The sequence below is a fragment of the Pseudomonas sp. S1_G07 genome (assembly GCF_054668565.1).
The window spans coordinates 1,545,606-1,567,400 of record NZ_CP162778.1 but is presented as its reverse complement, the minus strand read 5'-3'; the positions used below and the strand labels follow the sequence as shown (position 1 = coordinate 1,567,400).

Annotated in this window: 13 protein-coding genes; 7 read left to right on the top strand and 6 right to left on the bottom strand. The window is 61.2% G+C overall.

All coding sequences use genetic code 11. From position 1 onward, the window contains the following. Nucleotides 1-19: 19 nt before the first annotated feature. Nucleotides 20-667 (top strand): peptide-methionine (S)-S-oxide reductase MsrA, encoded by a 648-nt coding sequence (gene msrA / locus AB4O05_RS07160; RefSeq protein ID WP_460131969.1) that lies wholly within the window; start codon nt 20-22, stop codon nt 665-667. A gap of 84 nt (nt 668-751) precedes the next feature. Here the strand turns inward: msrA and AB4O05_RS07155 are convergent, their stop codons facing one another. Continuing rightward, entirely contained in the window at nt 752-1,588 is an 837-nt protein-coding gene (locus AB4O05_RS07155) for a 23S rRNA (adenine(2030)-N(6))-methyltransferase RlmJ (RefSeq protein WP_016975658.1), read from the bottom strand. Between the two features lie 174 nt (nt 1,589-1,762). Between AB4O05_RS07155 and AB4O05_RS07150 the strand changes: the two genes are divergently transcribed. Next, nucleotides 1,763-3,040, top strand: a complete 1,278-nt coding sequence (locus AB4O05_RS07150; protein ID WP_460131972.1) for an O-acetylhomoserine aminocarboxypropyltransferase/cysteine synthase family protein — start codon at nt 1,763-1,765, stop codon at nt 3,038-3,040. On the opposite strand, the gene AB4O05_RS07145 is transcribed toward AB4O05_RS07150, so the two are convergent. From AB4O05_RS07145 to putP, 3 genes are all read right to left on the bottom strand, one after another. Next, entirely contained in the window at nt 3,026-3,751 is a 726-nt protein-coding gene (locus AB4O05_RS07145) for a DUF4123 domain-containing protein (RefSeq protein WP_460131974.1), read from the bottom strand. The genes AB4O05_RS07150 and AB4O05_RS07145 overlap by 15 nt on opposite strands. Nucleotides 3,752-3,767: 16 nt before the next feature. After that, on the bottom strand, nt 3,768-5,783 hold the full coding sequence (locus tag AB4O05_RS07140) for a type VI secretion system Vgr family protein (protein WP_460131977.1): 2,016 nt from the start codon (nt 5,781-5,783) through the stop codon (nt 3,768-3,770). A gap of 204 nt (nt 5,784-5,987) precedes the next feature. Then, nucleotides 5,988-7,472: a sodium/proline symporter PutP gene (gene putP, locus AB4O05_RS07135; RefSeq protein WP_460131978.1), complete on the bottom strand. Its 1,485-nt coding sequence runs from the start codon at nt 7,470-7,472 to the stop codon at nt 5,988-5,990. A gap of 471 nt (nt 7,473-7,943) precedes the next feature. On the opposite strand from putP, the gene putA reads away from it, so the two are divergent. Further along, entirely contained in the window at nt 7,944-11,897 is a 3,954-nt protein-coding gene (gene putA, locus AB4O05_RS07130; protein WP_460131979.1) for a trifunctional transcriptional regulator/proline dehydrogenase/L-glutamate gamma-semialdehyde dehydrogenase, read from the top strand. 286 nt (nt 11,898-12,183) lie between these two features. Continuing rightward, nucleotides 12,184-13,986, top strand: coding sequence for an acyl-CoA dehydrogenase (locus AB4O05_RS07125; RefSeq protein ID WP_460131981.1), 1,803 nt, complete (start codon nt 12,184-12,186; stop codon nt 13,984-13,986). Here the strand turns inward: AB4O05_RS07125 and AB4O05_RS07120 are convergent. Further along, nucleotides 13,983-14,273, bottom strand: coding sequence for a cell division protein ZapA (locus AB4O05_RS07120; protein WP_460131982.1), 291 nt, complete (start codon nt 14,271-14,273; stop codon nt 13,983-13,985). The two genes, AB4O05_RS07125 and AB4O05_RS07120, sit on opposite strands and share 4 nt — an antisense overlap. Next, nucleotides 14,270-14,500, bottom strand: a complete 231-nt coding sequence (locus tag AB4O05_RS07115) for a hypothetical protein (protein ID WP_248077257.1) — start codon at nt 14,498-14,500, stop codon at nt 14,270-14,272. The genes AB4O05_RS07120 and AB4O05_RS07115 overlap by 4 nt, the downstream gene beginning before the upstream one ends. 277 nt (nt 14,501-14,777) lie before the next feature. Here AB4O05_RS07115 and AB4O05_RS07110 point away from each other — a divergent pair, with 277 nt between their 5' ends. The 3 genes from AB4O05_RS07110 to mscK all read left to right on the top strand — a co-directional run bounded on the left by AB4O05_RS07110 (nt 14,778) and on the right by mscK (nt 21,747). Then, nucleotides 14,778-16,403: a methyl-accepting chemotaxis protein gene (locus AB4O05_RS07110; protein ID WP_460164857.1), complete on the top strand. Its 1,626-nt coding sequence runs from the start codon at nt 14,778-14,780 to the stop codon at nt 16,401-16,403. A 168-nt stretch (nt 16,404-16,571) separates the two neighbouring features. Beyond that, nucleotides 16,572-18,314: a potassium/proton antiporter gene (locus AB4O05_RS07105; RefSeq protein ID WP_460131984.1), complete on the top strand. Its 1,743-nt coding sequence runs from the start codon at nt 16,572-16,574 to the stop codon at nt 18,312-18,314. Between the two features lie 52 nt (nt 18,315-18,366). Continuing rightward, on the top strand, nt 18,367-21,747 hold the full coding sequence (gene mscK, locus AB4O05_RS07100; protein ID WP_460131985.1) for a mechanosensitive channel MscK: 3,381 nt from the start codon (nt 18,367-18,369) through the stop codon (nt 21,745-21,747). Nucleotides 21,748-21,795: the final 48 nt, after the last annotated feature.

Sequence of the window (21,795 nt, the reverse complement as noted above, 5' to 3'; positions counted from 1 at the left end):
CCTGACGAGAGGACGGATCATGGTCTTGCGCTCGGAAATTCTGGTGAACAAAAACGTGCTGCCTACTCAAGAACAAGCGTTACCTGGTCGTGAAACCCCGATGAACCTGCCAGAGACACACTTCGTCAATGGCAACCCGCTGCTCGGCCCGTTCACGGACGACGTAGGCTTCGCGATCTTCGGCCTGGGTTGCTTCTGGGGCGCGGAGCGCAAGTTCTGGGAGCGCGACGGCGTGGTCAGCACCGTGGTCGGTTACGCCGGCGGCTACACGCCAAACCCGACCTATGAAGAAGTCTGCTCGGGCCTGACTGGCCACAGCGAAGTGGTGCTGGTGGTGTACGACCAGGCTAAAGTGAAATACGAAGACCTGTTGAAGATGTTCTGGGAATTGCACAACCCTACCCAGGGCATGCGCCAGGGCAATGACATCGGCAGCCAGTATCGTTCTGTGATTTATGCCACCACGCCTGAGCAATTGGCGGCGGCGAAGGCCAGTGCCGAGGCTTATCAGCAAGAGCTGAGCAAGGCCGGCCTGGGTGAGATCACCACGGAAATCGACGAAGCCCCGACGGTGTATTTCGCCGAGGCGTATCACCAGCAGTACCTGGCAAAGAACCCGCAGGGCTACTGCGGGATCGGGGGTACAGGCGTGACATGTCCGATCTGAGGATCGGAGCTTTGAGTTTCAAGCTGCAAGCTGCAAGTAAGAGCTGGAGCGCTTTTCTTGTAGCTTGTAGCTTGCAGCTTGCAACTACTCAGCAATGAGCCAATCCATCTGCCACCCACCCTGGGTCTGGCCAAGCTTCTTGGACAGCCACGGCAGCAGCTCGCGCAATTCCTCTTCCAGGCCCCACGGCGGGTTGGCAATCGCCAGGCCCGAACCAGTCAGAGTGTTGGGTGTGTCCAGTGGATGCACCAGCAATTCCACACGCAGCAATTTCGGCGCGCCGGTGCCGGCCAGGTCCTGGTAGAAGCGACGCAGCATGCGCTGGTCCTTCACCGGGTACCAGATGGCCGCGACGGTCTGGCGCATGCGGCTGACCGCTTCCTTGAGGGAGGCGGCACAGCGCTGCATTTCATCGAGTTTCTCGAACGGCGGGTCGATCAGCATCAACGCACGTTTTTCCGGTACCGGCAGCAGAGCACGCGGGACATGCCAGCCTTCGCCCAGGTGTACCTTGACCCGGCGGTCGCCCTTCATGTTGTCCTTGAGCAACACGCCGTCTTCCGGGTGTTTCTCATTGAGCAACACGCGATCCTGCGGGCGCGTGAGGCGCCGCGCCAGCTCCGGCGAGCCTGGGTAGTAGCGCAACTGACCATCCGGGTTCATCTCGTGCAGCACACGCATGTAATCGGCAGTCAGCGGCGGCAGGTCGCTTTCGCCCCACAGGCGCGCGATGCCTTCCAGGTATTCACCGGTGCGGTTGGCCTGGTCGCCTTGCAGGTCGTACAGCCCGATCCCGGCGTGGGTGTCGAGGTAGGCGAACGGCTGCTCCTTGCGCGACATCAGGGCAATGAGGCGGGTCAAGGTCAGGTGTTTGAAGACATCGGCGTGGTTGCCGGCGTGAAAGGCGTGACGATAATTCATGGTTGCTCCTGCGCAGGGGGCGAAGTTTACCTTCTACGCGGGCAAAGGTGCAGGGCTGCGTGCCAGGCGGTGCTTATGCCGTAAAGACAGGCGGCCGGCTGAAAAAAATCTAAATGGCGGTACCAAGGTGGATTTATTGTGGCCATCCATTCTCCAGGGAGGCCAATAACCATCATGAAAGACGCCACCATCGCACTGCATCACGGCTTCAAGTCGGACCCGACCACCAAGGCCGTCGCCGTACCGATCTACCAGAATGTCGCCTTCGAATTCGATAATGCCCAGCACGGTGCCGACCTGTTCAACCTCGACGTACCCGGCAATATCTACACACGCATCATGAACCCCACCAACGATGTGCTGGAGCAACGCATTGCTGCCCTTGAAGGCGGTATCGCAGCGTTGGCTGTGTCGGCCGGCAGCGCGGCGATCCACTATGCGATCCAGACCCTCACCCGTGCCGGTGACAATATCGTCACCACCCCGCAGCTCTACGGCGGCACCTACACCCTGTTCGCCCACTTGCTGCCGAGTTTTGGTGTGGATGTACGTTTTGCCCGCGACGACAGCGCCGAGGCCATCGCCGAGCTGATCGACGACAACACCAAGCTGGTGTACTGCGAAAGCATCGGTAACCCGGCGGGCAATATCGTCGACCTCGAAGCCCTCGCCAGCGTGGCCCACGCCCGTGGCGTGCCGCTGATGGTGGATAACACTGTAGCGACGCCGATCCTGTGCAAGCCCATCCAATTCGGCGCAGACATCGTGGTGCACTCGGTGACCAAGTACATCGGCGGCCATGGCAACTCCCTGGGCGGCGTGATCGTCGACAGCGGCACCTTCCCCTGGACCCAATACCCGGAAAAATCCCCCGGTCTCAACACCCCCGAGCCGGCCTATCACGGCGTGGTCTACAGCGAAAAATTCGGCCCCGCTGCCTTCATCGCCCGCGCCCGTACCGTGCCGTTGCGCAATACCGGTGCCGCGCTGGCGCCGATGAATGCGTTCCTGCTGCTGCAAGGCCTGGAAACCCTGGCCCTGCGCATGGAGCGCCACACCGAGAACGCCCTCAAGGTTGCGCAGTTCCTGCAAGATCACGCTGCCGTGGAGTGGGTCAGTTATGCCGGGCTGCCGGATCATCCGCATCACGCATTGGCGCAGAAGTACCTGCAAGGCAAACCCTCCGCGATACTGTCCTTCGGCTTGAAGGGCGGCTTTGATGCCGGCGTGCGTTTCTACGATGCCCTGCAAATCTTCAAGCGGTTGGTCAATATCGGTGATGCCAAGTCCCTGGCCTGCCACCCGGCCTCCACCACTCATCGCCAGATGAACGAGCAGGAACAGGCCAAGGCCGGGGTGAAGCCAGAGATGATCCGCCTGTCGGTGGGCATCGAGGCGATTGAAGACCTGATCGACGATCTGCAGCAGGCACTGCGCTCAGCTCAGTTCTGAGACCAGGTAATCGGCCAATGCCTCATGACTCACGGCCGGCCTGCGCACGAAGCAGGCGACCTTGTGCTGCAAGGTCGCCGGCGTAAACGCGGTGTACAGGTCCGGACGCTGCTCTTGCAGCCATTGCAGCAGGTTGTCGATCAAGATGTGCGGTGAGTGTCCTGCCAGCTGTTCCAGCAACGATGCCGGCACTCGCCACCATGGGCTGGTGCGGGCAGCCGCAACCTGCGCAACCGTCACCGTCAGTGGCTGGCCATTGATCAGATAACGCTGGAACACCGGCAATATCGCTCCCGTCTCGTCGCCCAGGTTTTGCACAATTGGCAGAAACTGAGCGCCATCCCAGAAGCGCAGGAACACCTCCTGTCCATCGGGAAGCAGCACCTTGGTCAGGCTTTGCAGGTGAGCGACGATGGTTTCCAGCGGGCTGGACGATACCGCCAGCCACCCCCAATCCGTGGCCTCAGTGGCTGCCGCCCAGTCGAGGAAGGCACTGTCCGGCTCGACGATCCCCACGCAAGGCGTCACTTCATCCCACCCGGCATAGGCCGTGCCTGCCCAGATCGATTGCGGTGGCGCCCCCGCCGCCATGGCTTGCCATGCGGCAAGCGGTTTGGCGTCGCTGGCATTGCCCAGTACCACGTAGAGCTGTTCATCTGGGCGCAGGGGGACTTGTGCGAGCCAGGCGCCGGGGGTCAAAGGTCGAGACATCAGCGGTCAATTCCTTTTAAGAGTGAACGGAATGGGGGATATCGCACTGCCCGTGCTTGCAGCGTTCGCACTCTTCGCAAAACGGTGCGCTGCGTTTCAAGCTGGCTACCTGCACCCGACTTAGCGGCGCAGGAATCAGCCCCAGCAGTTTCTCCTTCACGCCAGGCAGCAACGGCGACGCCCCTGCCGCGGGCCCACCACCCACCTGAATCGGCACACTGCTGAAAATCCCAGCCGCCGACAGCGTGATCGACTGCCCTGCGGCCTGAATCGTCACGCTGGCGCCCGCGTCGATAACCACGCTTTGCCCGGCACCAAGCTCAATGGTCCGTCCGGCCCGCATCTGCTGCGAGCCACCCACCACCACGTGATCGTCCTGCTTGAGTTCAGTCAGGCGATTGCCATGGGTGATGCGCTGTTCTTCGCCCCGCACCTCATGGTGTGACTCGCCGCCCACCCTCACCCGCCGCTGGTTATCGACCTGCACCTGCTGGTCATGCAGCACATGCTGGGTCCAATCGCGCTGGGCGCGCAGGTAGATTTCCTCGGCGCCCTTGCGGTCTTCGATGCGCAGCTCGTTGTAGCCACCGCCGCCGGGGCTGCTCTGACTGCGGAAGATGCTGCGGGTTTTGTCCGCAGGCAGATCCAGGGGCACTGGCGTCGCGGCGTTAGGCAGGCAGCCCATCACCAGTGGCATATCCATGTCGCCGTTCACGAACCCCACCAGCACTTCCATGCCCACTCGCGGAATAAGCACTGAGCCGTAGCGGTCGTGGGCCCAACCGCTGGCGACCCGCAGCCAGCAACTGGAATGATCGTTGTGCTCCGCGGCGCGATCCCAGGCCAGTTGCACTTTGACCCGGCCGTATTCGTCGCAATGGATTTCGCTGTCGGCAGGGCCGGTCACCACTGCATGTTGATAACCTGAGAGCATCGGGCGCGGCTGATCGGGCAGGGGCGGGCGAAAGATCACGTCCCACGGTGCGGCGATAAAGGTGTTGCGATACCCCTGACGAAAATCCCCGCCATCGACCTCGGTTACCGCTTCCTCCAGCACCTGGGGTTGCTTACCCTCGTGAGTCACGTGGGTCACCAGCCACAAGTCGTTCCATTGTTCACGCGGGTGCCCGCTCAACGCGAGGTACCGACCACTGACCAATGCGGGCTCGTCACCCTCGCCACGGGCGATCTGATAGTCACTGCGGTGCCGCTCCAGACCGCGTTGCGCGAGGTATTTACCGTATGGCCGATCGGAGAAATGACCGGGATAGGCCTGCTCCTCGAGTGCCGGCAGCTGCTCGCCGACGACGCCACTCTCCAGCTCGAGGCCCGGCTTGCGCCAATCGTAATCGCGCAGGTTTACCGCCGTTGTCCGGGTTTGCAACTGCACGGCAAAGCGCTTGATCGCCGGGGTATCCGCCACCATTCCGGAACCGGGCCTATAGGGGGTTGGCTGATCGGCTTGTGCGAACACCGTCTGGTCATCACCAAACACCAGCAGATGTTTCTCGGGCGAATGCTGGAAGTGATAGTGAATCCCCGTCTCGGCACACAGACGCTGAATGAACGCCAGATCGGTTTCGCCAAACTGCACGCAATACTCGCGTTCGGGGTAAGTGCCGCCCAGGCGAAATTCAAATTGGTCGCCCTGAATGCCCTGCCCCGCCAACACCAGCGCGACAATTTGCGGCACCGTTTTGTGCTGGAAAATCCGCTGGTGGCTGCTGTGCTGCAAATACGCCAACTGCGGCACAAGACTGAGCTGATAGCGCGTCAGGCGCCGCCCGGAATCCCCCTGCGCCACGCGGTAAACCAGGCCGTGGACGCCATGCCCCTGATCATCGAAACCCAGGTACACCTGGCGATGCAGCAGGCTTTCCAGGTCAAGATCGGGTAGCTCACCGACCAGTTCAAGGTCAAAACAGTAGGGCTGGCTGAGCGCCTCATTACCGTTGAAGCGGTAGACCTTGAGGTCACTGGCAACCCCATCAAGGGTCAGGGTGAAGGCACTTTGATTGGCAGGAGCGAACATCCGGTGTTTCTCTGCGAGGGGTGGGCGGAAGATTCTGCACCACGGTTTCGCCTTGCTGAGCACTCGCCTAACAAATCAGTAAAACCCTACGCACGGGTGCCTGAATCTTCTTCAGACCGCCTCGAATCACACGCAAAAAAAGACCCGCCATCCATAGGACGCGGGCCTTTTCTTTAACTCAGCGGGTGCTTCACACCCGACGAATTACTTGTTGAGGTTGTAGTCTTTTTCCGCTGCATCAAAACGCTCGACCATGCCGGCCGTCGGTGCGCCCAGCTTGCTCACGATGTAGATCGCGAGGCTGGCGAAGATGAAGCCTGGAATGATTTCATACAGGCCCAGCAACGAGAAGTGCTTCCACACGATCACGGTGATCGCGCCAACCAGGATACCGGCGAGTGCGCCATTGCGGGTCATGTGTTTCCAGATCACCGAGATCAGCACCACAGGGCCGAACGCAGCACCGAAACCGGCCCAGGCGTAGCTGACCAGGCCCAGCACGCGGTTTTCCGGGTTGGCAGCCATGGCGATGGCGATCAGAGCGACCACCAGCACCATCAGACGACCGATCCACACCAACTCAACCTGGGAGGCATTCTTGCGCAGGAAGGCTTTGTAGAAATCTTCAGTCAGGGCACTGGAACACACCAGCAATTGGCAGCTCAGGGTGCTCATGACGGCCGCGAGGATCGCCGACAGCAGCACACCGGCAACCCAGGGGTTGAAGAGGATTTTTGCCAGCTCGATAAACACACGCTCAGGGTTTTCGGTCACAGGCCCTGCCACTTCCGGGTGCGCCGAGAAGTAGGCGATACCAAAGAAGCCCACAGCCACGGTACCGGCCAGGCACAGGATCATCCAGGTCATGGAGATGCGACGTGCCTTGGCGATCGACTTCACCGAATCCGCCGCCATGAAACGCGCGAGGATATGCGGCTGGCCGAAGTAACCCAGGCCCCAGCCCATCAGCGAGATCACGCCGATGAAGGTGGTGTTTTTCAGCATGTCGAAGCTGGTCGGGTCCTTGGCTTCGATGGCCAGGAAGGTGGTATCGACGCCACCGGTGGCCAGCAGCACGATGATGGGCGTCAGGATCAACGCGAAGATCATCAGCGTGGCCTGCACGGTATCGGTCCAGCTCACTGCCAGGAAACCACCGATAAAGGTGTAGGCAATCGTCGCCGCGGCACCGGCCCACAGCGCTGTCTCATAGGACATGCCGAAGGTACTTTCGAACAGACGGGCACCGGCCACGATGCCGGATGCGCAGTAGATCGTGAAGAACACCAGGATCACGACAGCGGAAATGATCCGCAGCAGGCCGCTTTTGTCTTCAAAGCGGCTGGAGAAGTAATCCGGCAGGGTCAGGGCGTCGCCGTTGTGCTCGGTCTGTACCCGCAGGCGACCGGCCACGAACAGCCAGTTGAGGTAAGCACCGACGATCAGGCCGATGGCGATCCAGCTTTCCGACAGGCCGGACATGTAGATAGCGCCAGGCAAGCCCATCAACAACCAGCCGCTCATGTCCGAAGCACCGGCGGACAACGCCGTCACTACGCTACCGAGGCTGCGACCGCCGAGGATGTAATCGGAAAGGTTGTTGGTGGAGCGATAGGCCATCAGGCCGATCAGCACCATTGCTGCGATGTAGATCACGAACGTGATCAGGGTGGGATTGCTAACGCTCATAGGAGTTACGCCCTGGCTTTGTTTTTATGTAGCGGCGGTCTGTCAGACGGCTACCTACTGATCAGTCTGGTCAGTAGGTAAGCGTAGCTGCGTGCCGCGCATTTATGACTGACGTTTCCCCAGGAAAGCCGTCAGCCGATGAACCCCCGCTTCCGGAATGGTTGCACCTTGGCCGCGAATGCTATTCAACAAAGCAAATAAGGTGCAACCAGTTTTTGGGGAATAAGTTGCACCTGAGCGTAAATACCAGAAAACACCCTGTTTTTGCTCCTTTTCGGAGCAAAAACAGCCGATCTCAGAAGCAAATGCACCAACGCGCAGCGGATTTCGTCGAAGGCCGGTTTTTTTCCGATGAAGCGTCTAAAATTTCATGAACAAAAAGGGTTGCACCCGGTTGCACCTGCTCATGGGCAAAGCTAATCTTGCCGCCAGCTGATGCCACTCGGTAGTGGCACCCATGAGGATAAGAAAATGGCGACGACCACCCTTGGGGTCAAACTTGACGACCCGACCCGCGAACGCCTTAAGGCTGCCGCGGCCTCCATTGATCGCACACCGCACTGGCTGATCAAGCAGGCAATTTTCAATTACCTGGAGAAACTCGAGGGTGGTGCAACCCTGACCGAGCTCAATGGCTTGAGCAGCAAAGACGCTGATGATGCAGGCGAGGTCCAGGCCGATCATGCGCACCAGTGCTTCCTTGAGTTCGCCGAGAGCATCCTGCCGCAGTCGGTCCTGCGCGCCTCGATCACCGCCGCTTACCGTCGCCCCGAGCCGGAAGTGGTGCCGATGCTGATCGAGCAGGCCCGCCTGCCGGCCCCGATGGCCGAAGCCACCAACAAGCTGGCCGCCTCGATTGCCGAGAAACTGCGCAATCAGAAGAGCGCTGGCGGTCGTGCAGGCATTGTTCAGGGCCTGCTGCAAGAATTTTCCCTGTCGTCCCAGGAAGGCGTGGCGCTGATGTGCCTGGCCGAAGCGCTGCTGCGCATCCCGGACAAAGGCACCCGTGACGCGCTGATCCGCGACAAGATCAGCACTGGCAACTGGCAGCCGCACCTGGGCAACAGCCCATCGCTGTTCGTCAACGCCGCAACCTGGGGCCTGCTGCTGACCGGCAAGCTGGTCGCCACGCACAACGAGGCGGGTTTGACCTCATCCCTGAGCCGCATCATCGGCAAGAGCGGCGAGCCGATGATCCGCAAGGGCGTCGACATGGCCATGCGCCTGATGGGCGAGCAATTCGTCACCGGCGAAACCATCGCCGAAGCCCTGGCCAACGCGAGCAAGTTCGAAGCCAAGGGCTTCCGCTACTCCTACGACATGCTCGGTGAAGCCGCACTCACCGAACACGACGCCCAGAAGTACCTGGCCTCGTACGAGCAAGCGATTCATTCCATCGGTAAAGCCTCCCACGGCCGTGGCATTTATGAAGGCCCGGGCATCTCCATCAAGCTCTCGGCACTGCACCCGCGCTACAGCCGTGCACAGTACGAACGTGTGATGGACGAGCTGTACCCGCGCCTGCTGTCCCTGACCCTGCTGGCCAAGCAATACGACATCGGCCTGAACATCGACGCCGAAGAAGCCGACCGCCTGGAGCTGTCCCTGGACCTGCTCGAACGCCTGTGCTTCGAGCCGCAACTGACCGGCTGGAACGGCATCGGTTTCGTGATCCAGGCCTACCAGAAGCGTTGCCCGTACGTGATCGACTATGTGATCGACCTGGCACGCCGCAGCCGCCATCGCCTGATGATCCGCCTGGTAAAAGGCGCGTACTGGGACAGCGAAATCAAGCGCGCCCAGGTTGAAGGCCTGGAAGGCTACCCGGTGTACACCCGCAAGGTGTACACCGACGTTTCCTACATTGCCTGTGCACGCAAGCTGCTGTCGGTGCCGGAAGTCATCTACCCGCAGTTCGCCACGCACAATGCCCACACCCTGTCGGCTATCTACCATATCGCCGGTCAGAACTATTACCCCGGTCAGTACGAGTTCCAATGCCTGCATGGCATGGGCGAGCCGCTTTACGAACAGGTTGTAGGCAAGGTTTCCGAGGGCAAGCTGAACCGTCCATGCCGCGTGTACGCACCGGTCGGTACCCACGAAACACTGCTGGCCTACCTGGTGCGTCGCCTGCTGGAAAACGGTGCCAACACCTCGTTCGTCAACCGGATCGCCGACCAGTCCATCTCCATTCAGGAGCTGGTGGCCGACCCAGTGGCCAGCATCGAGCAAATGGCCACGCAGGAAGGCGGCTTCGGCTTGCCGCACCCGCGTATCCCGTTGCCGCGTGACTTGTACGGCAGCGACCGCGCCAACTCGGCCGGTATCGACCTGGCCAACGAGCACCGCCTGGCATCGCTGTCGTGCGCCCTGCTGGCCACCGCACACAACAACTGGAAAGCCGCGCCGATGCTCGGTTGCGCCACCAGCGAACAAACTCCGGCAGCGGTGCTGAACCCGTCTGACCTGCGCGATGTGGTGGGCCATGTACAGGAAGCCACCATCGAAGACGTCGATAACGCGATCCAGTGCGCCATCAGCGCAGGGCCGATCTGGCAGGCCACCCCGCCCGCCGAACGCGCCGCAATCCTGGAGCGTGCCGCCGACCTGATGGAAGGCGAGATCCAGCCACTGATGGGCCTGCTGGCCCGTGAAGCCGGCAAGACCTTCGCCAATGCCATCGCCGAAGTGCGTGAAGCCGTGGACTTCCTGCGTTACTACGCGGTGCAGGCCCGCAACGACTTCACCAATGACGCCCACCGCCCATTGGGCCCGGTGGTCTGCATCAGCCCGTGGAACTTCCCCCTGGCGATTTTCAGCGGCCAGGTCGCGGCGGCATTGGCTGCCGGCAACCCGGTATTGGCCAAGCCTGCCGAGCAAACCCCGCTGGTCGCCGCACAAGCTGTACGCATCCTGATCGAAGCCGGCATTCCGCAAGGCGTGCTGCAACTGCTGCCGGGCCAGGGCGAAAGCGTCGGTGCCCGCCTGGTAGGTGATGAGCGTGTCAAAGGCGTGATGTTCACCGGCTCCACCGAAGTGGCGCGCCTGCTGCAACGCAATGTCGCCGGCCGCCTGGATGCCCAGGGCCGTCCGATCCCGCTGATCGCCGAAACCGGCGGCCAGAACGCAATGATCGTGGATTCCTCGGCACTCACCGAACAAGTGGTTATCGACGTGGTGTCCTCGGCGTTCGACAGCGCCGGCCAACGCTGCTCGGCCCTGCGCGTACTGTGCCTGCAGGAAGATTCGGCAGACCGCGTGATCGAAATGCTCAAGGGCGCCATGGCTGAATGCCGCCTGGGCAACCCGGAGCGTCTGTCGGTGGATATTGGCCCGGTGATCGACGCCGAAGCCAAGGCCGGCATCGAGAAACACATCCAGGCCATGCGCGACAAAGGCCGCACTGTGTACCAGATGGCGATTGCCGATGGTGACGAGATCAAGCGCGGCACCTTCGTGATGCCAACGCTGATCGAGCTGGAAAGCTTCGACGAACTGCAACGCGAAATCTTCGGCCCGGTGCTGCACGTGGTGCGCTACAAGCGCAAGGAAATCGATCAGCTCATCGCGCAAATCAATGCGTCCGGCTACGGCCTGACCCTGGGCGTGCACACGCGCATCGACGAGACCATCGCCAAGGTGATCGACAACGTCAATGCCGGTAACGTCTACGTCAACCGCAACATCGTGGGTGCCGTGGTCGGCGTGCAGCCGTTCGGCGGCGAAGGCCTCTCGGGTACTGGCCCGAAAGCCGGTGGCCCGTTGTACCTGTACCGCCTGCTGTCGACCCGCCCTACCGATGCGATCGAACAATCCTTCGTGCGTGGCGACAAGTTGACGGCACCGGACGTGCGCCTGCGTGATGCGATGAGCCAACCGCTGACCGCCCTGAAAACCTGGGCCGACAGCCACCAGTTCAGCGAACTGAGCGCGCTGTGCACGCGGTTTGCCGCGCAATCGCAGAGCGGCATCACCCGTCAGTTGACCGGCCCGACCGGCGAACGCAACAGCTACGCCATCCTGCCGCGCGAGCATGTGTTGTGCCTGGCGGAAGTGGAAGGCGACCTGTTGACCCAACTGGCTGCGGTACTGGCGGTAGGCGGTTCGGCGGTATGGCCGGAAACCGACCTGGCCAAGGCGTTGTTCCCACGCTTGCCGAAGGAGATTCAGGCGAAGATCAAGCGCGTGGCTGACTGGACCAAGGACGATGTAGTGTTCGACGCCGTCCTGCACCATGGCGACTCCGACCAACTGCGCGCGGTGTGCCAGCAAGTGGCCCAGCGCGGCGGTGCGATTGTCGGCCTGCATGGCTTATCCCAAGGCGAAACGGCGATTGCCCTGGAGCGTCTGGTGATCGAGCGGGCGTTGAGCGTTAATACTGCTGCTGCCGGAGGCAATGCCAGCCTGATGACTATTGGGTAGCAGCAGCGGCAAGTTGTAAGCTACAAGCTACAAGTAAAGGCACGCAGCTCTTACTTGCAGCTTGCGGCTTAATACTGCTGCTGCCGGACGCAATGGGTAGCAGCGGCGGCAAGCTGTAAGCTACAAGCTACAAGCTACAAGCTACAAGCTACAAGTAAAGGCACGCAGCTCTTACTTGCAGCTTGAGGCTTGCAACTTGTGCCGCCCCATCACCCCTATCTATCTTCCTTCCCGATTTTTATTAGCGCTCCTAGACTGCGGCATACTCCTCAAAAGGTAATCCGCCATGTCCGAGACGCTGCTCAGTTCCCGCAATCTGGCTTTCGAGCTGTATGAAGTCCTTGATGCCGAGGGCCTGACCCAGCGCGAGCGGTTTGCCGAGCACAACCGCGAAACCTTCGATGCCGCCATCAGTACCGCGCGCAATATCGCCGAAAAATACTTCGCACCGCATAACCGCAAGAATGACGAAAACGAACCGCGCTATGAAGACGGCCAGGCGATCCTGATCCCCGACGTCAAACCGGCCGTGGACGCCTTCCTTGAAGCCGGCTTCCTCAACGCAGCGCGCAGTTTCGACGCTGGCGGCATGCAGCTGCCGACCTTGCTGTCCCAGGCCTGTTTTGCGCACTTTCAATCGGCCAATGCGGCGTCCACGTCCTATCCGTTCCTGACCATGGGGGCGGCCAACCTGATCGAAAGTTTCGGCACCGAAGAGCAAAAGCAACGCTTCCTGCAGCCGATGATCGACGGACGCTTTTTCGGCACCATGGCCCTGACCGAGCCCCACGCTGGTTCCTCCCTGTCGGATATTCGTACGCGCGCAGAGCCTGCGGCTGACGGCAGCTATCGCCTCAAGGGCAACAAAATCTTCATTTCCGGCGGCGATCACCCGCTGTCGGAAAACATCGTGCACATGGTGCTGGCCAAACTGCCGGATGCACCCGCCGGGGTGAAGGGTATTTCGCTGTTTATCGTGCCCAAATTCCTGGTCAACGATGATGGCAGCCTGGGCGAGCGCAACGACGTGCTGCTGGCCGGGCTGTTTCACAAGATGGGCTGGCGCGGTACCACCTCCACCGCCCTGAACTTCGGCGATAACGGTAACTGCATTGGCTATCTGGTGGGCAAACCGCATCAAGGCTTGAGCTGCATGTTCCAGATGATGAACGAGGCCCGTATCGGCGTGGGCATGGGTGCGGTGATGCTCGGTTACGCCGGCTACCTGTACTCCTTGGAATACGCCCGCGAACGCCCGCAAGGTCGCCTGCCCGACAGCAAGGACCCGAGCACCGCGCCGGTCTCGATCATCCAGCACGCCGATATCAAGCGCATGCTGCTGACACAAAAAGCCTACGTGGAAGGCGCCTTCGACCTGGGCCTGTACGCCGCGCGCCTGTTCGATGACACCACCACGCTGGAAAGCGAAACCGAACGTAAACAGGCCCACGAACTGCTGGACCTGCTCACCCCCATCGTCAAATCCTGGCCATCGGAGTTTTGCCTCAAAGCCAATGAACTGGCGATCCAGATCCTCGGTGGCCATGGCTACACCCGCGAGTACCCGGTAGAGCAGTACTACCGCGACAACCGCCTGAACCCGATTCACGAGGGTACCCACGGCATCCAGTCGCTGGACCTGCTGGGGCGCAAACTGGCGCAGAACGGTGGCGCGGGGTTGAAACAATTGATCCGCCTGATCACCGAGACGGGCGCACGAGCGCATCACTACCCATCCCTCACCGCATTAAGAGAACCGCTGGAACAGTTGGTGGCACGCCTGCAACAAGTCACCCTTGGCCTGCTGACGGATCTGGCCCAGGGCAAGGTCAACAGCAGCCTGGCGAACTCGGCGCTGTACCTGAAGGTATTCGGGCATACGGTGATTGGCTGGCGCTGGCTGGAACAAGCGATTCGCGCCGAAGAAGGGCTGGCCAAAGGCAATGCGGCGGATGTGGCCTTCTATAGAGGCAAACTCCAGGCCGCCCGCTACTTCCTGACCTGGGAAGTACCGGGCTGCCATCATGAACTGGCGATTCTGGAGGCTCGTGATGACACGTGCCTGGGCATGCAGGATGCGTGGTTCTAAGGCCCGATCGCCTTGGAAATCACCTCGACCGTGGCGCTTACTTGCTCTTGGTAACGGTCGAGTTCCTCTTGGTGCGCCTGTTGCATTTCGATCTGCTCGGCGCACAGGTTCAGCGCCGCCAATACCAATAATTTGTCCCCAATCAGGGTCGGGTACTTTTTCTTGGTAGTGGCCAGGGAGGCCTTGAGCATGGTCACGGCGTGCATCAGGGTTTTGTCTTCGCCTGCCGGCGCCTTGATCGAGTAATCCTCTCCGAGAATCGAAACGACCTTTATCCCTTCACTCATGCGCCGACAGGACCTGCGCTCACGCGCTCGACCAACGCTTGAATACGGGCGGCGGTAGCGCCGTGCTTTTCTTCCTGTTCCATCAGGCTCAGTTGCAGGCTGTCGTTCTCATCCTTGGCGCTGGCAAGTTCCGCCTTGAGGGATTCGTTGCGGCCCAACAGGTCTTGATTCTGCTGTACCAGGTCGCTGACCAGTTGTTCCAATTGGCTGAGGGATGCTTCTAACATTTTGATTTCTCTTGCTTTTTCAAAGGGCGGTGACGATAAAGAAAATTCACCTCGGAAGCCAGGGTTATCCCCGGCGCGCGGCCCTGATTTTCAAGGGGCGAGCCACGCTTTCGAGCCTTAGTGACTGCATTTCCCCCATCTGGTTCCTGAATCGGCCCAACACCTGGTCAGGTGCGACAAAAACGCACAGCCTCCTTTAGACTTTAGTCGTACGACCGATAGAGAGGTACACACAGTCTCACGGCCGCACGGATCGCGCCTCCCCCAGGATTCCAGCATGTCGCTTCGTAATATGAATATCGCTCCGAGGGCCTTCCTCGGCTTTGCGTTGATTGGTGCACTCATGCTGTTTCTGGGTGTGTTCGCCCTCAACCAAATGAGCAAGATCCGTGGCGCAACCGAAGACATCACCCAGTCCAGCGTGCCAAGCATCCGTGCCCTCGACGAATTCACCCAACTGACCCTGCGCTTGCGCGTGCTGTCTTACCGGTTGCTCACCAACCGTGAGCCGGAGGTTCTGCAGAAAACCCTGGAAGCCTTCGAACTGCGTAACCAGCAGATTCGCGCCGCCCAGAACGCCTACGAAAAACTGATCGACAGCAGTGAAGAGCGTTCGATCTACGACGAATACACACGTCTGCTCACGCAGTACCAGCAGATTGAAGCGCGCATGAAAAGCCTGTCGAGCGCCAACAAGACCGACGAACTGCGCACCTTGCTTAACACTGAGATGGTGAGCAACGCCGATCAGGTCAACACGGTGCTCAATCGCCTGCTGGACTACAACAACAAAGCGGCCCTTGCCACCAATCAAGAGGCTGAAGACCGGTACAGCATGGCCTTTGACCTGGTGATTGGCCTACTGGTGATAGCGACAGCGCTGACGATGCTGTTCGCCTGGTTGCTGACCCGCAGCATCACCCTGCCGATCGCCCAGGCGCTGGAAGCGGCCGAAGAAGTCGCTGAAGGCAACCTGACGCGCCCGATCAAGGTCGACGGCAACGACGAAGCCGGTCGCCTGCTGGCGGCCATGGCCAAGATGCAGGACAAATTGCGTGACACTCTGCAACGCATCGCTGGTTCCGCCACCCAATTGGCTTCTGCGGCGGAAGAGCTGAACACCGTCACCAACGAGAGCGCCCGCGGTCTGACCCGGCAAAACAACGAAATCGAACAAGCGGCGACCGCTGTCAATGAGATGACCAGCGCCGTCGAAGAAGTCGCGCGCAATGCGGTGAGCACCTCCGAAGCCTCGCGCAACGCCACCACCTCTGCCGGAGACGGCCGTGACCTGGTGCAGGAAACCGTCAGCGCCATCGAGCGCATGAGCAGCGACGTGCAGGCCACCGCCACGCTGATTGGCGACCTGGCCAATGAGTCCCGTGATATCGGCAAGGTCCTGGACGTGATTCGCGGCCTGGCCGACCAGACCAACCTGCTGGCCCTCAACGCCGCGATTGAGGCGGCCCGCGCCGGTGAAGCCGGGCGTGGCTTTGCGGTAGTGGCCGACGAAGTACGGGCCCTGGCCCATCGCACTCAGCAGTCCACCAGCGAGATCGAGCGGATGATCGGCAGCATCCAGGCCGGCACCGAACATGCGGTGGATTCGATGCGCAACAGCACCGAGCGCGCGGAATCAACGCTGAACATCGCCAAAGGCGCCGGGATGTCGCTGGATACTATCAACACCGCAATCGTCCAGATCAACGAACGCAATCTGGTGATCGCCAGTGCTGCCGAAGAGCAGGCGCAAGTCGCGCGGGAAGTGGACCGCAACCTGGTGAATATCCGCGACCTGTCGGTGCAATCGGCCACCGGCGCCAGCCAGACCAGCGTTGCAAGCAGTGAACTGTCGCGCCTGGCGGTGGATTTGAATGGAATGGTCGGGCGCTTCCGCCTGTAACTGACACCGCAATCCCTTGTGAGAACTGGCTAGCCTGCTCCCACATTTAGACTTACGTGAATCAGAAAAGCTTTTTGACAGCGCAGCAATTCAACAGGTTAGAATCGCTGGCACGCAGACTGCATGGTCAGTTTGCGTCCTGTCTTATTTGCTCATGGAGTACTGCCTTTGAATGCGACGACCATCAACAGCCTGTTCTTGATCGGCGCGTTGCTGGTGAGTGCGAGCATTCTGGTAAGTTCTCTTTCGTCACGCCTGGGCATCCCGATCCTGGTGATCATCCTGGCCGTGGGCATGATCGCCGGCGTCGATGGCGGCGGCATCATCTTTGATAACTACCCGACCGCCTACCTGGTGGGCAACCTCGCCCTTGCAGTGATCCTGCTCGACGGCGGCTTGCGCACACGGGTGGCGAGTTTCCGCGTGGCGCTGTGGCCGGCCTTGTCGCTGGCCACGGTGGGGGTGTTGATTACCACCGGCCTCACCGGCATGGCGGCGGCCTGGCTGTTTGACCTCAATATCATCCAAGGCTTGTTGATCGGCGCCATCGTCGGCTCCACGGACGCGGCGGCAGTGTTCTCGCTGCTGGGCGGCAAAGGCCTGAACGAACGCGTCAGCGCCAGCCTTGAGATCGAGTCCGGCAGCAACGACCCGATGGCGGTGTTCCTCACCGTCACCCTGATCGACATGCTCGCCAGCGGCCAGACCGGCCTGCATTGGAACCTGTTGATTCACCTGGTGCGCGAATTCGGCATTGGCGGCCTGATCGGCCTGGGCGGCGGCTGGTTGATGCTGCAGATGGTCAACCGTATCAACCTGGCCAACGGCCTGTACCCGATCCTGGTAATCGCCGGCGGCCTGTTCGTGTTCGCCCTGACCAACGCCCTGCACGGCAGTGGTTTCCTCGCCGTGTACCTGTGTGGCCTGGTGATCGGCAACCGCCCGGTGCGCAGCCGTCATGGCATTTTGCATATGCTCGATGGCATGGCCTGGCTGGCGCAAATCGGTATGTTCCTGGTGCTGGGCCTGCTGGTCACGCCTCATGATCTGCTGCCGATCGCCCTGCCGGCCCTCGGCCTGGCGCTGTGGATGATCCTGTTTGCGCGGCCGCTGTCGGTGATGGTCGGTTTGCTGCCGTTCAAAGCGTTCCATGGCCGCGAAAAAGCCTTTATCGCCTGGGTCGGCCTGCGTGGCGCGGTACCAATCATCCTGGCGGTGTTCCCGCTGATGGCGGGCCTGCCCCATGCGCAGCTGTACTTCAACCTGGCGTTCTTTATCGTACTGGTCTCGCTGCTGGTGCAGGGCACAAGCCTGCCGTGGGTGGCCAAGTTGCTGAAAGTGACCGTTCCGCCGGAGCCCGCGCCGATCTCCCGCGCCGCTCTGGAAGTGCACGTCACCAGCGAGTGGGAGCTGTTCGTCTACCGCCTGGGCGCGGAAAAATGGTGCATCGGCGCCGCCCTGCGCGAGCTGAAAATGCCCGAAGGCACGCGCATCGCCGCCCTGTTCCGTGGCCAGCAACTGCTCCATCCGTCGGGTAGTACCGTGCTGGAAGTCGGCGATCTGCTCTGCGTGATCGGCCATGAACATAACTTGCCAACCCTGGGCAAGCTGTTCAGCCAAGCCCCGCAACGCGGCCTCGACCTGCGCTTCTTCGGCGACTTTGTTCTCGAAGGCGATGCCCAGCTGGGCGCGGTTTCGGCGCTGTATGGCCTCAAGCTCGAAGGGATCGACCCGGACATGCCGCTGAGCCGCTTCATCACCCAGAAGGTCGGCGGTGCGCCGGTGGTGGGTGACCAGGTGGAGTGGAACAACACCATCTGGACCGTCGCGGTCATGGAGGGGAACAAGATCGGTAAAGTCGGCGTCAGATTCCCCGAAGGAAGTCGCCCGGGCCCCGGACTCTTCCTCTAAACTGCGGAGCGATAGCACGCTCCCGATTCTTCACCTTGCAAGACCGGTCTCTATGCCAACCCTGCGCACTTTTCTCGCCACTGCCCTGCTGGGCCTGACCCTTTGTGTCGGCAGCGTCAACGCCGCCGAACCGCCCAGCGCCGACGCCATCCAGCAAACCCTGGACAAGCTGCCCGACCGCAAGCTGCCCGACGCCGACATGAAGGCGCTGCAATCCATCCTGCAACAGACCCTGACCTACCTGGGCAACAAGCAGGATTACGAGCAGCGCCTGGCCGACCTCAAGCGTCAGCTGGAAGACGCGCCGCGCCAGACCAGCGAAAACCAGCGCGAGCTCACCCGGCTCAAGGCCACCAAAATCATCCCGGTGGCCCAACGCTACGCCACCCTGCCGGTGCCGCAGCTTGAGCAACTGCTGGTACAGCGCACCACCCAGCAAGGCGACCTGCAAAAGGAACTGGCCGATGCCAATAGCCTGACCATCGCCGCCCAGACCCGCCCCGAGCGCGCCCAGACCGAAATCAGCAACAGCCAGGCGCGCATCCTGCAGATCAACTCGACCCTCAAGGCCGGCAAGGACAATGGCAAAACCCTCAGCGGCGACCAGCGCAACCAGCTGAACGCCGAACTGGCGGCCCTGAACGCCTTGATCCCACTGCGCCGCCAGGAACTGGCCGGCAACAGCCAACTGCAAGACCTGGGCAACAGCCAGCACGACCTGATCCAGGAAAAAACCGCGCGCCTGGAACAAGAAATCCAGGACCTGCAAACCCTGATCAATCAGAAACGCCTGGCCCAGTCCCAGCAAACCGTCACCCAGCAGTCCATCGAAGCGCAAAAGGCCGGCGGCAGCAGCATTCTGGCCACGGAGAGCGCAGAGAACCTGAAGCTCTCCGACTACCTGCTCAAAAGTACCGACCGCCTCAACGACCTGACCCAGAAGAACCTGCAGACCAAGCAGCAACTGGACACCGTGACCCAGAGCGACTCGGCCCTGGACGAGCAGATCAACGTGCTCAAGGGTAGCCTGCTGCTTTCCAAGATCCTGTATAAGCAAAAACAGGCCCTGCCACGCCTCACCGTGGACCGCGACCTGGCGGACGACATCGCCAACATTCGCCTGTACCAGTTCGAGGTCAACCAGCAGCGCGAGCTGATCAATTCTCCCAGCGCTTATGTGGACAACCTGCTGGCCAACCAGCCGCCAGACGACGTCACCCCGCAACTGCGCCGCACCCTGCTGGAACTGGCGGTCACCCGCAGCGACCTGCTGGAGCGCCTGAGCCGTGAGCTGAGCGCGCTGCTCAACGAATCCATCACCCTGCAACTGAATCAGAAACAACTGCTCAGCACCGCCACCACCCTGCGCGCCACGCTGGATGAGCAGATGTTCTGGATCCCCAGCAACAAACCGCTGGACACCGAATGGCTGGAAACCGTACCGGAGCACCTGAGCAAGCAAGTCACCACCCTGCCCTGGGCCTCCAGCGTCAGCGAACTGTATGACGGCCTGACCCAGCGCCCGCTGCTGTTCCTGCCGCTGCTGCTGTTGATCGGCGCACTGCTGTGGCGGCGCAACGCCCTGTACGCACGCCTGAAAAAAGTCCACCTGGACATCGGCCACTTCAAGCGCGACAGCCAATGGCACACGCCCCAAGCGATCCTGATCAATATCCTGCTGGCGATGCCGGTGGCCCTGGGCCTGGCGCTGTGCGGCTACGCGCTGCAAATCGACGCCCGTGGGCAAAACGCCAACTTGGGCGCGGCGTTGCTGCAAATCGCCCAGGCGTGGATGGTGTTCTATACCGCCTATCGCATCCTGGCACCGGGCGGCGTGGCTGAATTGCACTTCCGCTGGGAAAAACCCCAGGTCGAATTCCTGCAAGGCTGGGTACGCAAACTCGGGCTGGTCGTGCTCGCGCTGGTGGCCGTGGTGGCCATCGCCGAACATCAACCGGCGGCCCTGGCCGACGATGTGCTGGGCATTGGCGTGGTGCTGACCTGCTACGCGCTGATGGCCTGGCTGCTTGGGCGCCTGCTGCTCAACAGCCCCACCCACGAAAAAGCCTCGCTGTTTCGCAAAGCCATGGGCCTGTTGTTTACCGCGCTGCCCATCGCACTGTTCATCGCGGTGTGCTTTGGCTACTACTACACCGCGCTGAAACTCAGTGACCGGTTGATCAACACCCTGTACCTGCTGATGTTCTGGCTGGTGATCGAGGCGACCTTCGTACGCGGCCTCGGCGTTGCCGCACGGCGGCTGGCCTATTCCCGCGCCCTGGCCAAACGCCAGGCCGCCAAGGAAGCCGGAGATGGCGAGGCGGTGATCGAAGAGCCGACCCTGGACATCGAACAGGTCAACGAACAGTCGATGCGCCTGATTCGCCTGGCCCTGCTCGGCGGCTTTATCGCCGCGCTGTACTGGGTGTGGTCGGACCTGATCTCGGTGTTCTCCTACCTGGACAACGTCACGCTGTACGAATACACCAGCGGTACCGGTGCGAATATCAGCATGGTGCCCATCAGCATCGGCGACTTGCTCGGCGCATTGATCATCATCGGCATCACCTTCGCCCTGGCGCGCAACCTGCCCGGTCTGCTGGAAGTGCTGGTGCTGTCCAAGCTCGACCTGGCCCAGGGCAGCGCCTACGCCACCACCACGTTGCTGTCCTATGTGATCGCCGGCGTGGGCTTCGTGTCTACCCTGTCGACCCTCGGCGTGAGCTGGGACAAGTTGCAATGGCTGGTGGCCGCGCTGTCGGTGGGCCTGGGCTTCGGTATGCAGGAGATCTTCGCCAACTTCATCTCCGGCATCATGATCCTGTTCGAACGCCCGGTGCGTATCGGCGACACGATCACCATCGGCAACCTGTCGGGCACGGTGAGCAAGATCCGCATCCGCGCCACCACCATCACCGACTTCGACCGCAAGGACATCATCGTCCCCAACAAGACGTTTATTACCGGGCAACTGATCAACTGGTCGCTGACCGACACCATCACCCGCGTCACCCTGAAACTCGGTGTGGACTATGGCTCCGACCTGGACCTGGTGAAGGAATTGCTGCTCAAGGCCGCCAGGGAAAACCCACGGGTACTGAAGGAACCGGAACCGCACGTGTACTTCCTCAACTTCGGCGAAAGTACGCTCGACCACGAACTGCGCATGCACGTGCGCGACCTTGGTGACCGCAACCCGGTGCTGGATGAGGTCAACCGCTACATCAATCGTGAGTTCAAGAAACAGCACATCAACATCTCGTTCCGACAGATGGAGGTGTACCTGAAAAACCTCCATGGCCAGGAGTACAAGCTGGTACCGGTGGAAGACGATCGCAAGACCATCGCCACGCCCGCAGAGCAGGACGCACCCGAGCCGCCGGCCGGAAAAGTCGAGGATGCGCCGGAGCCACCGCCCAGCAAACTCGACTAAAGCGCCTATCCCCAGCAGAATGCTCGGACATTCTGCTGGAGATGGCCG